Below are 14,307 nucleotides of genomic sequence, written 5' to 3'. Positions count from 1 at the left end.
CCCGCTAGAGGTCAAACATAGCGACTGCACGGCACCAGCCGGCGCTAGCAGCTTTTATTTTGATGGGAAAACAAGCAATCTTGAAACCAAAAGGGGGTAACTTATCAAGATTCGTCATTTTTTCCATATGATAATATTCGCGTTCAATACCTGCGAAATGCCCTTCCCAAATTAAAGATGAATCACCTGTTTCTTCAAATTCCTCTGCAATTAATGAAAGAGGGCGATCCCAGCTCCATGCATCGGTGCCAACAACTTTTATTCCATGTTTTAATAAATAGAGCGTGGCTTCCCGAGTCATTCCACAACCTGCGTTTAAATAGGCATTGGTTCCCCAATATTTCATTGCACCAGTCTGAATAACGACGATGTCGAGGGGTTTTAAGGTATAGCCAATTCGTGTTAGTTCAGCTTCAAGAATATCAACGGTAATTTTCTCACCATTACCAGGTATGGTGGAAAAGTCGAGTTTGACTCCATCAGAAAAGCACCATTCAAGAGGTATTTGGTCGATTGTACGAGCCGGCTCTCCTTGATTCATCGTCGGATGATAGTGCCAAGGGGCATCAAGATGGGTACCACTATGAGTGGTAAGTTGAATATATTCGATTGACCAACCTAGCCCACTAGGAAGATCTTTTTCTGTGGCAGTAGGGAAAAATTGGCGCATATGCTCGGCACCTTTATCGTGTCCCCTGTAATCTATTTTTGTTGGCATAGAAGGGGGGTCACAAGGTGTTTCATGCTCTATAGTGACACTCAGATCGATAATTTTCATCATTATCCTCACGCTTTTCATTTTATTGGTCGTACGTCCAACCTATATGTAATTTGGACGATCGTCTAAATTTATCTATTGATAACGTGAGGTTGATCGAAAAATAAACAAAGTTGTGATGGAGAGCCCAGTTTAGTGAAATGACTTAATTGAGGTATTTTCGTCATTTACCAGAGGGAATAGGTGGAAATCGAAAAGACTTTTTGAAAAGCTCGGGTATTTTCAATGATGGGCTTTATAATAGTAGACAGAAATATTAATGTGGTAAACGTGGTGAAAATTAATCAATCCTTTTTATAAGGCGCAAGTTACGGACGGCTATGCAAATATCGACATCGGAAAAAATTTTAAATGCTGCAGAAGAGTTGTTTGCTCAAAGTAGCTATGATGCTGTTTCTATTCGGCATATTACACAGAAAGCGGGCGTGAAATTAGCGCTTGCTCATTACCATTTTGGTACAAAAAAAGAGCTGTTTGATGCAGTTGTTAAACGGCGTATTGGTCTATTGAGCCAATCAAGAATTCAATTACTTAATCATTTTTTAGCTCAAAATGATGATCAGCCTTTGCCTATCGATAAAATTGTCCATGCTTTTGTATTGCCCTATCTCTATTGGCATTTGAATGGAGGTGAAGGATGGCGCAATTATGCACGTATAGTTTCTACTTTACTTGGTTATAACCTTTCTTTATTACAAGAGCAATTTGATGCTGGAGCGCACGTTTTCTTGCGAGAACTTCGTCGAACAATGCATTCAACGAAAGAAGAAAAAGTACAATGGGGGTTTGATTTTATGGTTGGCGTTATGTGCAACACATTCTCTGAAGTTGACCGTATTGGTGGTTTAACTAAAGGTTTATGTTCAATAGAAGACAAGGAACAGGCTTGTAGCTATCTCATTCCTTTTATTACATCTGGTTTAGAGCAATTGGCTTCATCACCACAAGCTGATCTTAAAGAAAACCTTGCACTGTTGTCTACCTTAACCCTTTCATTCTAGTCTATAGCATTTTTGAAACTATTGGTTATATGGCCTCTGTTGACACTAAATTTGACTGTATAACCAATAATAGAGAAACCCTATTGAACAAGTGAGCCTCTTTGTAATACTTATAATTGCTCAATTTGATGTATATCAAATGTTCAATGTAATTAGCTTATAATATGTGATTAAGATTAGGTAATGAAATAATCATGACTTATAAAGTAAGTTACGTGTTTTTTCTTAGTGGTAATAATGATGTATTAATGATTTCTGATATTTTTATCATGTAACTATTAATTAATATATAAAGCATTACGCCTATCAGTTGTTTTGATTTTATGTATTATTTGGTAGTGATATGAAACCAATTAAATTAAGTGGTTTTATTATAAAGTTTTAAGCTAAAATAGAGTATTTTAAAGTTTGCTACTTAAAATAGAGTGATAACGCATCATATATGATTGTGGAAAATTACCTTTAATTACTTTTTGATAAATCTTGTAACATTTTTAATTTCTATTAAATAGTAATCTTATTCTTTAATTTGACATGATGTTAATTTTTTGTTCTGAATCCATATATCTAATAATCTATGTTATTTTATACTTAATTGTTTCCTATTATATATTTCATTTAGTATTTACTTTGTTTTTCTTTCTTTGTTGTTCGGGTTTAACCTATTGATTTTACTATGGTTTTGTTTTATTTTATTTGGGTTTATAAATGTAACAAAAAGTAAAAATAGAAATATTGTGAAATTGTTTTATTTGTGATTTTGAGATGTTTCTCATTAATTATTATGCGATATAAATATCGTTTTAATTAATCTAATTTCTCTATATTTAACTTTTCCTTTAGCGACATTTTTTTTCACTAATGAAAACCTGTTTTATGAGTATAAAAAACTTTATTAATAATGTTTGGGTTTATTTTGTGGTTTTTTAATGGAAAAACTACAACTTAATTAGATTTGTTATATCAATTTATCCTATTACAGTGTGTTAGTTAAGATGTTTTTTTTGAATATTATATATATATCACCAGCTTACGGGTAAAGTTATTAATTAAACCTGAAATTTGACATAACCAAAATGAGGTATAATAATGGCGACGTATTGATACGTTGCTTAATTATTCATTTTATTAATGGAGTTTGATAAAAGGGAATAATTCTTGGTATCAATTTTTTAATGTTTACTAATCAAACATATTTTAAGAAAAAATTAAAATAATCGGATTAATAATAACTCATTATTTTAATTTGTGTCGTCTTTTTATCTAATGGAAATGTATAAAATGAAATTAAATAAACTTGCTTTAGTATTAGGTTTAGGTATGGCTGTTGTTGCTGGCTCTGCAGCTGCAAACCAAGGTGGCGGCCAAGTCACTTTTAAAGGTTCAATCATTGATGCTCCTTGCTCAATTCCACCAGGTTCTCAAGCATTTGAAGTCCCAATGGGTGCTATCGCAACATCTGCATTAAACGGTGGCGGTAAAAGTATTGCTCGCGATTTCAACATCCAATTAGAGCAGTGCGATATCACGACTCTGAAAACTGTTCAAACTACATTTACTGGTACGCCAAGTGACTCTGTAACTGATGGTTTAGCGATTGCAGGTACTGCGAAAAACGCAGGTATCGTGATCACTGATTTCAACGGTACTAAAATTGCTTTAGGTGCTAAATCTCCATCTCAAGCTTTATTCACTGGTGCAAACACACTGCGCTTCCAAGCGTATTTGCAAGGTGATGCTGATGCAACAAATAAACCAGCTGTACCAGGTGAATTTGACGCAATCGCAACATTTGCTCTGAGCTACCAGTAATTGGTATCGCCCGTACAAGGATGTATGGGCACTAATTTTAATGCGTTGAAATTGGTTATTAAGTTGAAATGGAGTCGCTATGAATCACTTTGGCATCATTGTCATGGTGCTTTCAGGAATGATATTTGCCCCGATAGCGAGTGCGCAAAATCAAAATTCTCGGGCACAAAGTCAGTTCAAAGGAACTGTCACTATGGGTGGTTCAATCATTGAGAGCCCTTGTGCAATTGATGCAGATAGCCGAGATCAATCAGTTAACATAACAACTGTACCGGTTAGCCAGATAATTAACGATAGAGAAAGCCCTGCAAGTAATTTCTCTATACGCCTTATCAATTGTGTTCTAACACCGGTAACTCCTGGAACTCCTAATTGGCAAACTTTCAATATTACATTTGATGGCCCGACAGATGGTCGCAGCTTCGATGTTTTCGGGCATGCAAATGGGTTATCAATAAAAATTTCTGACATGGCTGGAAATATTGCTATACCTGGGAAACCTATGCCTAGTTTACCCATAACTGTGGGTGATTCTATTCTACATTATAACGTTCGTGTTGTGTCTAATAATAAACGTTTAAAACCAGGAAACTATCAGACTACTATCCGTTTTAAGATGGATTATTACTGAGTTATTACTAAGGGACTATTATGGCTCTGCTATTTAAAAGTAAAAATAAAGTATTTAATAACTCAGTAAGTTATTTTTTAACGCCTGTTGCTACTATGGTGTTTCTTGCGATTGCTCATATAAATTTAGCTAATGCAAATAATGATAGTATTGAGTTTAATACGGATGTTTTAGACCTTCAGGATAAAAGCAATATTTCCTTAAATGAGTTCTCTCGTGCAGGTTATGTGATGCCAGGGAAATATCCATTTAAAATTAACTTAAATAGTCGCGACTTAGCAGATAGTTTTGATATTGAGTATATTGCAGATCCTAATGATCCGGGCATGACGGAACCTTGTTTAACACCAAATGTTGTTGAACATATTGCTTTACGCGATGAATGGAAACAGAAGGTTGAATTTTCTAACAATGGCCAATGTTTAATTCCAGAAACGATTCCAGGAATGACAATAAATGGCTCTTTAGCTAAAGAAACTATCACAATTACTGTACCTCAAGCTTATATCGAATTTTCCTCTGAAAATTGGGACCCACCATCACGTTGGGACGAAGGGGTTCCCGCCCTCATTTTTGACTATAACTTGAATGCTAATGTGACAAGACCTGCTGATTCAGCCAATACTCAGTCGGTTACTGGTAATGGCACAACAGGTTTTAACCTTGGTGCTTGGCGTTTTAGAGCGGATTGGCAAGCAAGTTATAATCGGACTAATGGGCAGTCAACCGATCGTAAATGGGATTGGAGTCAATATTATGCCTATCGAGCAGTCAAAGAACTAAATGCAAAGCTAACGATGGGTGAACAATTTTTACGCTCAGGTTTGTTTGATTCATTCCGTTATCTAGGGGCAAGCTTGATCTCTGATGAGAGAATGCTACCACCAAATCTACGTGGGTATGCACCTGAGGTCTCCGGTGTCGCAAGAACCAATGCCAAAGTGGTTGTAACTCAGCAAGGGCGTGTTATTTATGAAACGCAAGTCGCTCCTGGTCCTTTCCGTATTCAAGATTTAAGTGATGCGGTTAGTGGTAAGTTAGATGTTCGCGTTGAAGAGCAAGATGGCTCTGTACAAGAGTTCCAAATGAATACGGCATCAATTCCGTATTTAACACGACCTGGCTCGATACTATTTAAAATCGCTGGTGGTCGTCCTAACAATATGGAACACAAGACTGAGGGGCAAGGATTCGTCATGGGCGAATTCAGTTGGGGGGTCTCTAACGGTTGGTCATTATTTGGTGGTGCACTTGGTGCGGGCGACTATAACGCGTTATCGCTGGGGGTTGGTCGAGATTTACTAGCTTTTGGTGCGATTTCTTTTGATATCACTGAATCACGCGCAAAACTGAAAACAGATAACAAAATCTATACGGGTGCATCGTACCGTCTGAGTTATTCAAAACGTTTTGAGGAATATGATAGCCAAGTGACTTTCGCTGGATACCGATTCTCTGAACGTGACTTTATGAGTATGAACCAATACCTCGACCGTCGTTATAGAGGCGTGGAGTTCGATAATAGTAAAGAATTGTACACCATTACATTTAATAAGTATTTCACGAATGCAGATCTAACTGCGTATCTGAACTATAACCACGAAACCTATTGGAATAAGCCAGCGGCAAAACGTTATAACCTTTCTATTGCGAAATATTTCAATATTGGTCGTTTTAAAAATATCAATTTAAGTTTAACGGCATTCCGCAACAAATTTGATAATAGAAATAATGACGATGGGCTATACATGAACCTCTCTTTGCCATGGGCAGATAGAGCATCAATTAGCTACAACAATATGATAACGAGAGATGGTAACTCACACACTGTCAGCTATTTCGACTCCGTTGATGATAAGACCAACTATCGTGTTGGTACTGGGGTGAGTAGCCGAGGTCGTGGAACTATTGATGGTTTCTATACGCGTTACGCAGATTTAGCAACAGTGACTGCAAGTACCAGCTATATCAATGGTGATACTTCTTCAGCCGCCTTTTCATTACAAGGTGGTGCAACAGTTACAGGGCATGGTGCCGCACTACACCGTATTAATACACCCGGCGGTAGCCGTGTGATGGTGAGTACTGAAGGTGTGAAAAATGTGCCTATCCAAGGTTTCGGACCGAACACTGAAACCAATATTTTTGGTAAAGCGGTGGTCGCTGATATCAGTGATTACTACCGTACCAATACACATATTGATGTGACTCAATTGCCTGACAACGTAGAAGCTATTCGAACGTCTCAGCCAATTACGCTGACCGAAGGGGCGGTTGCTTACCGCGAGTTTGAAGTGTTATCAGGTGTTAAAACCATGGTGAGATTGGCATTGGCTGATGGTAGTTACCCGCCATTCGGCGCCACCGTGAGAAATGAGAAGAATAGGGAGCTTGGTATCGTGACGGACAATGGCTCCGTGTATATCTCTGGCATTAACCCAAATGAAGTTTTAGATGTGCATTGGGATGGAAGTACGCAATGCAAAATTCAGGTTCCAGAAAATATTACAACGGCTGAATTTAACTCACTGTTATTACCGTGTACAAGCAGCCCAAGTGTTGAACCTGGGTATATGCCAGCAAAAGCCGTTCCTGTTGGGCAGTCAGCACCAGTTTACAAACCTGCACCGGTTAAACAGGGCGTAGCGCCGAGTCAGCGTTGGTTATTGAAACCACCGGATATTGCTTACAGCACAGATTATACCGAGTAACCCAAGTTGCTTGATTCTATAAATAGTTGGTACATATGAACATTAAGAAAATTGCATTTTTTACTACGACAATCACGTTATCTGCGGTGCTATGTGGGCAGGCTTTGGCCGCGATTGCACTCGATAGAACACGCGTCATTTATAATGGGGCTGAAAAGACCATTAGCTTGAATATTAAGAATGAAAACACAGAGTTACCTTACCTTGCACAGGGTTGGATTGAAGATGTTAATGGTAACAAAATTGAAAGTCCACTCACGGTTTTACCTCCAGTTCAACGTGTAGAGCCTGGAGAAGGTAGCCAAGTTAAAATTCAAGCTCTTCCTGATATCGCGGCATTGCCACAGGATAGAGAGAGTGTTTATTACTTTAACTTACGTGAAATTCCACCACGTAGTAAAGAAGCTAACGTATTACAAATTGCATTACAGACGCGTATTAAATTGTTTTATCGCCCAAAAGCGTTATACGCCACTCGTACAGATTTAGAGAATCCATGGCAAGAAAAAATTACGTTAACCCGTAAAGGTGATGCCTACGAAGTTACGAATCCAACTGCTTATTTTGTCACAATTGTAGATGCAAGTGCAAAAGTGGGTGGAGATACAGTAAAGCAGTTTGAGCCTGTCATGATTTCACCAAAAAGTAACGGAATGCTTAAAGGTAGCGCAAGTGCCATGGGGGCAAAACCAGTTCTAACTTATATCAACGATTATGGTGGAAGGCCTAAATTGACGTTTGGTTGCGCTGGTACAACTTGCAAAGTTGAATCTTCGACGGACAGATAACGGGGAATAACGTATGAAAAGGACTCTCCTGTTCAGCACTATCTTATTCGGTTTAGTTCCAGTGTTCACTTTTGGAGCAGACAGTTGGGATATTGATGGATTACACGGAACATTGACAGTCAATGGCATGATGACCGAAGCACCTTGTACGATGGATGTGACCAATTCAATGCGCCAAGAAGTGTCTCTAGGGGAGATCCCTTCTTATTCACTCCGTAAACCTGGAGATAGAGCTGAGCCAGTTTCATTCGAATTAGAATTTAGACATTGTATTCGTACCGAAAGCCGAATGAGAGATGTTAGAACTGATACACCGCTTTGGGATGCTATGCAACCAGTGATTTCAGTTTCATTTGTTGCGGTATCAGACAAACATTTTCCAGAAATGTTAAGTGTAAAAGGCGTCTCCGGCTTGGCGTTAGAAGTGACAGATGCACAACGAGAAGACATCAGGCTAGGAAGCCGAGGTCGTCCTCAATTTCTCGATGCACCGCAGGGAACTCTTCAGTATTTTGTCACACCAGTGAGAACTCCCGAAAAACTGACGGAAGGAAGTTTCAGCGCCGTAATGGACTTTAAGGTGGATTATGAGTGATTTAAATAAGCAGCGGTACCTGCTGGCATCATGTCTCGCTGGACTATTTTTTACATCGATTTCTTATGCTGGATTACCCGATTCGCGTATTAGCCCATCGGGAAATACACGGGCGACAATCACGCCCGGTATGATAACAGTGCCGATTAAAGGGGTTGTTTTGGCTCCGCCGCCTTGCAAAATCAATGGCGGAAATATTATCAAAGTCAATTTTGATGAAATCATGAGTACGCGAATTGACGGTAACGCCTATTCGAGACCCATAAATTACAATATTGATTGTGAAAAAAGGCCAACGTCACAAATGAAAATGACATTGGTTGGTGTTCCTGCATCTTTTGATAGTGGGGCAATTGAAACCGACCTTCCAGGTTTAGGGATTGCTTTTCGTTATAACGGAAGCAAGCTTCGATTGAACCAAGAGATCAAGTTTGTGTACCCAAACGCCCCTCAGTTTGAAGCCATACCTGTTCGTGATTTATCTACAACATTAACAAAGGGTGGGGTTTTTCATGCAGGCGTCACTATCAAACTTGATTATCAGTGAGGGGTAAATAATGCAAAAAATAATGAAAAGACTTCCACTGATAATGAGTTTGTTAGTTATACCTGTTAGCACTGCGGTGGCAAACGATGTGGAATTTACGGGAACCTTGTTAATTCCGCCACCTTGCACTGTTTTTGAAGATAAAGTCCATGTCATCGAATATAAAGATATTGGTTTACATAAGATTGATGGCGTCAACTTTACGAAACCTATTAATTACGCATTGAAGTGTGAAGACAACTTAAAAGGTTGGGACTTAATGCTAACTATCAAAGGAACAGCAACAGATTTTGATAAGTCGGCTTTGGAAACCAATTTCCGAGATCTTGGCATGCGTATTACCCAAAATGGTCTCGGTTTTGAAATTAATAAACCGTTAAAGATTAGTTATGGGCAACCGCCTGTTTTAGAAGTTGTTCCTGTCAAGAGATTGGGAGTTACGTTGCCTGAAGGAGGCTTTACCGCAACAGGGACATTGCTAGCGGAGTACCAATAATGAACAAACTAATTCAATGTGCAGTAGCTAGTGCTTTACTTATCAACGTTAGCATGGCTTTCGCTGTGCCTGATAATCTAAGAGTTATCGGTAATTTAGTCGAGGAACCCTGCACTATTTTACCGGGTGATGAAAACATTCCGATGGATTTTTTTGATACGCCAGAAAAAAACTTTTATGCCTATGGGGAAACCCCGCCTAAAGAGTTTGTGATTAAGTTGGCTGATTGTGACACGTCAATAGGTAAATTTGTGGAAGTCACCTTTTCAGGAACGCCTAATCTAGCACTTCCTGGTTTTTTAGCATTATCAACAAGTAGTGTTGCATCGGGTTTTGCGGTGGGGCTGCAAAATTCAGATAAAACACCACTGGCAATTGAACAGAAAGGATCGAAGCTAACGCTACAAGATGGCGCTAACCAGTTGCGTTTCTATGCCTATTTAAAAGGTGAACCGGATGCTATTGCGGATAAGACAATAAAAGTAGGGCCTTACAGTGCCGTGGCAACATTTAAATTAGATTATGAATAATAAGGCTGTGACTAATATGAAAGTTTTGTTATCGCTATTAATTGGTGCAGTCATATTTTCATCTACTGCATCAGCTTCTGTTTTTTCCTATATCACTGAATCAAGACCCGGTAATAACCCAAGTAATGGGGATGCAGACTACAAGTACGTCATTGCTCGTTGGGACCCTGAATTGCCGAGTACGCTTAATCCTTGTTATGGGTGGCCGACATGCTATCTCACCATAAGCCATAAGCATAACGCTAATGGAACACCGGGGGCTGCAACAGTCGAGTTGGCCGAAATTTCTAAGTATCGGTATATGCGTGATGTTCAGAATATACCTGGTGTTTGGGCAAAGGCGACAGCTCCAGCAGCTCAGTGGGCTGTTCATACCGGAGTTAGATTACAGAATAATCAAGAGTGTGTGGGGCTGTTTTACCAAGATCGTACTGGGGTTACAAGTAGTGGTGGGTTAATTCCCGGCTCATTATGTGGTATTGCGCCTCCACCGATTGGAGCTTGTAAGATCAACAATACGATCCCAGATATCAACTTTGGCCCAATTAGCGAAGCAGAACTTGCTGGCCAATCAAAACAAGTGAACATCAGTGTGACATGTAACTTAGCAATGGATGTTTTGGTGATTGCCACAGGTGTTAACGTGACAAATGGCCGTGTAAATTTACGGGCAGATAATAGCTTATATGCGAATTTGTATTTAGGTGGGAACGATACCCCAGGGGAAAATGGTTACAAAATCCATGTACCTGCTGGTGGAACAAATTCGGTCACCCTGAAAGCAGTATTAGGTACCAATGGCCGAGTTCAAGCCGGTCAATTTGAAGGTGCCGCAGCTCTTATTTTAACTGTGCCTTAATAAATGGTGAAAATATGTATTCAGAAAACGGCAGTGAAAAAATCCATTATATGGTAGGTCAGAGGATCTTAGAAAAACGTAGAGAACTGGGATATACAGGGTTTCAGTTAGCTCAGTTGTTAGGTGTGAGTCAGCAACAAATCTCTCGCTATGAAAGAGGTAAAATTAAGATTGATTTATTTCATTTGTTTAAACTTTCATTTTTAATGAGGACACCCATTGATTGGTTCCTTGAAGATATCAGTTCTCAGCTCACTGAAAATGGTCAATTAGATGATATACAATAATGAGCATTTTAATGCTTGTTAATAGTAAATAGGTTGAAGTTGAGGTTTATGTGGTCTGCTGTAATAGAAATAGTTAAGCAACTACAGTCGAAAATTCAACCTATTGATTTTTATTTAATCATAAAAATCAATTTGTTATTAACTTAAACTTCCTCTGTAATATTTATCCTCGTGACTTATTCTCTTCTTTTATGTGCAAAAAATATTGAAACAGTCAAATTGATGTTTTTGTGCGTTCTGACAATTTTTTAGTGAATGCAAATGCAAACTAATATCATTTGCGCTTGATTGTGTGTAATATACTTCCCATCTTTAAATCACCGAATTTTATCATCAGTATTTTTATAGACGGATGGAGAAAATCAGATGTTTGCAAAATCATTAGTTTCAGGTATTGCCTTGTTATCTGCTTTAGTATTAGTTGGTTGCGATAACGCTAAAGAAAAGACAGAAACAACTCAGGTTGCAGAACAACAAACTATCACAATTGAACATGCCCAAGGCAAAACTGAAATTCCTCGTCATCCGCAAAAAGTCATGGTGATGAACATGGAAACATTGGACATTATGGATGCACTCGGGGCACCAGTTGCCGGTGTTCCGCAAACCAACGTTCACTTCCCTGAGTTCTTAACTAAATACAGTGGTTCTGAATACGTCAATGGCGGGACATTATTTGAACCTGCCTATGAAACACTCAGTAATGCTAAACCTGACCTAATCTTAGGCGGTAGCCGTGCACGAGATGCGTATGACAAACTCAGCGGCGTAGCGCCAACTATTTCATTAGATATTGATAACAAAAACTTTATTGGTAGCTTAACTGAGCGTACTAATGAACTTGGTATGCTATTTGGTAAAGAAGAGAAAGCCAAAGAACTGATTGCTAATTTCAATAATAAGATAGAGGGTATTAAAACTAAAGCACCAACAGCGGGTAAAGCGATGGTGATCTTGGTTAGCGGCGGTAAAATTTCTGCTTATGGTCCAGGTTCACGCTTTGGTTTTATCTTTGATGTGCTAGGTTTTGAACCTGCGTATGTGTTTACAGAAAATACGGGCCGCCATGGTAATATTGTGAATGCGGAATTACTGGTGAAACTAAACCCTGATTGGTTGTTTGTTATCGACCGTGATAGCGCGATTGGTAAAACAGACGCCCAACCTGCTGCTGAAGTATTAGATAACGCTTTAGTGAGAAAAACAGCAGCATGGCAAAAAGGCCAAATTACTTACCTTGACCCAACAGCGGTGTATATTTCAGGCGGAATTCAGACTTATTCTAAGTTAATGGATGACATCAATAACGCGTTAGAGAAGAGCCAAGCAAAATAACCCATGAAAACGCTTTATCTTTTTTGTGGAATTATCGCGTTATTGGTTTTAGCGGTATTAAGCTTGTTTATTGGAGCGGGTGACGTGTCACCCGTTTCGCTTTTCACCGACCCAGAGATGCAAGACATCTTTTTTATTAGCCGAATTCCTCGAACTCTCTCTTTAATTTTAGCGGGCAGTGCAATGAGCGTTGCAGGCCTTATCATGCAGTTACTCACACAAAACCGTTTTGTCGAGCCTTCTTTAGCTGGAACAACACAGTCAGCGAGCTTAGGTTTGTTGGTCGTGATGGTGTTATTTCCTGCTGCAAGTATTATGACCAAAATGGTGGTTGCTAGTGGGTTTGCGTTGATGGGGACGATGCTGTTTATGGTACTTCTACGCAGAATTATTTTAAAATCTGCATTAATTGTGCCGCTTGTCGGGATTATGCTTGGTGCAGTCATTAGTGCATTGACTATTTTTACGGCTTATTACTTTGATTTGTTGCAATCACTAGGCGCATGGATGAGCGGGGACTTCTCTAGCATTATCCAAGGTCGTTATGAATTGCTGTGGCTAGTAGGAATTCTTACGCTAATTGCTTGCTGGATTGCCGATAGTTTTACCGTTGCAGGTATGGGGCGTGAGTTTTCGATTAATGTTGGGTTAAATTATCGCAAAGTAATGACAATTGGCTTATCCATCATCGCATTAATTAGTGGTGTGGTTGTCGTCGTCGTTGGGGCTTTACCTTTCCTTGGCTTAATTATTCCAAATCTTGTCAGCTTAGTGATGGGGGATAACATTCGCAAAACTATCCCGTGGATCTGTATTGCGGGTGGGGGCTTAGTGCTACTGTGCGACATTATTGGGCGCTTAATTCGCTACCCATTTGAAATCCCCGCGAGTGTGATTTTAGGTGTTGTGGGTGCGGTGATTTTCTTATATTTATTGTTGAAGCAGCAACGTTATGCAAAAAGTTAACTCATCAATGGCATTACCCAAAAAAGGGGTAACACCATTGCAAAGAATATGGATATTACTGGCATTGTCGCTGTTATCTATCATTCTTTATATGACGGTAAATCTCGGCAGTAATCTTGCTTATATTTTACCGCACCGCGGGTATATTGTTCTAACCATGGTTGTGGTTGCTTTTGCCGCAGGGGTTTCGACGGTTCTGTTCCAAACCGTTGCAAACAATAAGATACTTACGCCCTCTATCATGGGGTTAGAGGCCTTATTTGTTTTATTACAAACCATTTTTATCTTTTATACAGATAGCTTTCCTGCCTCTTGGCTACTGAATATCGGTAAGTTTTTATTAGAGTCAACATTATTAGTGTTATTCTCCGTCCTGCTTTATCGCTGGTTATTCGTGTCTGTTAAAATGAATATCAACCTAGTTTTAATGGTGGGTATTATCTTAGGGACTTTATTCCGTAGCGTGGCTACCTTGCTACAACGTTTGATGGACCCTAATGAATTCTCTATTTTACAGAGTCGTATGTTTGCAACCTTTACTAAAGGGACGCCGGAGCTGATTTTATTCACATTACTGATTACAGTCGTGGTGGGTATCTTACTCTGGCGGATGCGCTATTGTTTTGATGTTATTGCATTAGGGCAAGCTAATGCGGTGAACCTTGGTATTAATTATCGTCAGCAAGTAACGGTTATTTTATTGCTAATCTCAATATTAGTTGCAGTTTCGACCGCACTGGTTGGGCCCCTGACCTTTTTAGGGTTAATGGTAGCAAACTTAGCTTACTTGGTGAGTGGTAGCAGCCAACATCGTTATTTACTTCCTGTTTCGTTTTTACTTGGGGTAATAGCGCTGATTGGTGGGCAATTAATCCTAGAGTATGGCCTTAATATGGCAGGGACATTATCGGTTGTTATCGAGTTTGTCGGTGGGATATTCTTTATTTATATGGTGTTAAGAAGGTTTTAGT

15 protein-coding genes are annotated in these 14,307 nt (G+C 39.2%); 14 read left to right on the top strand and 1 reads right to left on the bottom strand.

The window, feature by feature from the left end:
• Positions 1-4: 4 nt before the first annotated feature.
• Entirely contained in the window at positions 5-781 is a 777-nt protein-coding gene (locus ACHB7C_RS06305; RefSeq protein ID WP_395346751.1) for a cyclase family protein, read from the bottom strand.
• A 317-nt stretch (positions 782-1,098) separates the two neighbouring features.
• On the opposite strand from ACHB7C_RS06305, the gene ACHB7C_RS06300 reads away from it, so the two are divergent.
• The 14 genes from ACHB7C_RS06300 to ACHB7C_RS06235 all read left to right on the top strand — a co-directional run bounded on the left by ACHB7C_RS06300 (position 1,099) and on the right by ACHB7C_RS06235 (position 14,306).
• Positions 1,099-1,779, top strand: coding sequence for a TetR/AcrR family transcriptional regulator (locus ACHB7C_RS06300; RefSeq protein WP_042845564.1), 681 nt, complete (start codon positions 1,099-1,101; stop codon positions 1,777-1,779).
• A gap of 1,281 nt (positions 1,780-3,060) precedes the next feature.
• Positions 3,061-3,591 (top strand): fimbrial protein, encoded by a 531-nt coding sequence (locus tag ACHB7C_RS06295; RefSeq protein WP_166684993.1) that lies wholly within the window; start codon positions 3,061-3,063, stop codon positions 3,589-3,591.
• A 79-nt stretch (positions 3,592-3,670) separates the two neighbouring features.
• Complete coding sequence (locus ACHB7C_RS06290) at positions 3,671-4,222, top strand: fimbrial protein (RefSeq protein ID WP_166684992.1); 552 nt, start codon at positions 3,671-3,673, stop codon at positions 4,220-4,222.
• Between the two features lie 20 nt (positions 4,223-4,242).
• Positions 4,243-6,933: an outer membrane usher protein gene (locus ACHB7C_RS06285; protein WP_198860948.1), complete on the top strand. Its 2,691-nt coding sequence runs from the start codon at positions 4,243-4,245 to the stop codon at positions 6,931-6,933.
• Positions 6,934-6,968: 35 nt separating this feature from the next.
• Positions 6,969-7,721, top strand: coding sequence for a fimbria/pilus periplasmic chaperone (locus ACHB7C_RS06280; protein WP_166686583.1), 753 nt, complete (start codon positions 6,969-6,971; stop codon positions 7,719-7,721).
• A 13-nt stretch (positions 7,722-7,734) separates the two neighbouring features.
• Positions 7,735-8,316, top strand: a complete 582-nt coding sequence (locus ACHB7C_RS06275; protein ID WP_166684989.1) for a fimbrial protein — start codon at positions 7,735-7,737, stop codon at positions 8,314-8,316.
• Positions 8,309-8,863, top strand: a complete 555-nt coding sequence (locus ACHB7C_RS06270; protein ID WP_166684988.1) for a fimbrial protein — start codon at positions 8,309-8,311, stop codon at positions 8,861-8,863. Before ACHB7C_RS06275 ends, ACHB7C_RS06270 begins: the two co-directional genes overlap by 8 nt.
• Positions 8,864-8,873: 10 nt before the next feature.
• On the top strand, positions 8,874-9,359 hold the full coding sequence (locus tag ACHB7C_RS06265) for a fimbrial protein (RefSeq protein WP_233102474.1): 486 nt from the start codon (positions 8,874-8,876) through the stop codon (positions 9,357-9,359).
• A complete protein-coding gene (locus tag ACHB7C_RS06260) occupies positions 9,359-9,889 on the top strand; it encodes a fimbrial protein (RefSeq protein ID WP_166684987.1) in 531 nt (176 codons plus the stop codon). Before ACHB7C_RS06265 ends, ACHB7C_RS06260 begins: the two co-directional genes overlap by 1 nt.
• Before the next feature lie 16 nt (positions 9,890-9,905).
• Positions 9,906-10,748, top strand: coding sequence for an adhesin (locus ACHB7C_RS06255; protein WP_166684986.1), 843 nt, complete (start codon positions 9,906-9,908; stop codon positions 10,746-10,748).
• A gap of 14 nt (positions 10,749-10,762) precedes the next feature.
• Positions 10,763-11,035, top strand: coding sequence for a helix-turn-helix domain-containing protein (locus tag ACHB7C_RS06250; RefSeq protein ID WP_042845554.1), 273 nt, complete (start codon positions 10,763-10,765; stop codon positions 11,033-11,035).
• Between the two features lie 366 nt (positions 11,036-11,401).
• Positions 11,402-12,370: a siderophore ABC transporter substrate-binding protein gene (locus tag ACHB7C_RS06245; RefSeq protein WP_166684985.1), complete on the top strand. Its 969-nt coding sequence runs from the start codon at positions 11,402-11,404 to the stop codon at positions 12,368-12,370.
• Positions 12,371-12,373: 3 nt separating this feature from the next.
• Entirely contained in the window at positions 12,374-13,336 is a 963-nt protein-coding gene (locus tag ACHB7C_RS06240) for an ABC transporter permease (protein WP_042845551.1), read from the top strand.
• Complete coding sequence (locus ACHB7C_RS06235; RefSeq protein ID WP_042845549.1) at positions 13,323-14,306, top strand: iron chelate uptake ABC transporter family permease subunit; 984 nt, start codon at positions 13,323-13,325, stop codon at positions 14,304-14,306. The genes ACHB7C_RS06240 and ACHB7C_RS06235 overlap by 14 nt, the downstream gene beginning before the upstream one ends.
• Position 14,307: the final 1 nt, after the last annotated feature.

It is taken from the genome of Providencia sp. 2024EL-00732 (assembly GCF_044006275.1).
GTDB lineage: Bacteria > Pseudomonadota > Gammaproteobacteria > Enterobacterales > Enterobacteriaceae > Providencia > Providencia huashanensis.
This window is presented reverse-complemented; position numbering and strand designations above follow the sequence as displayed.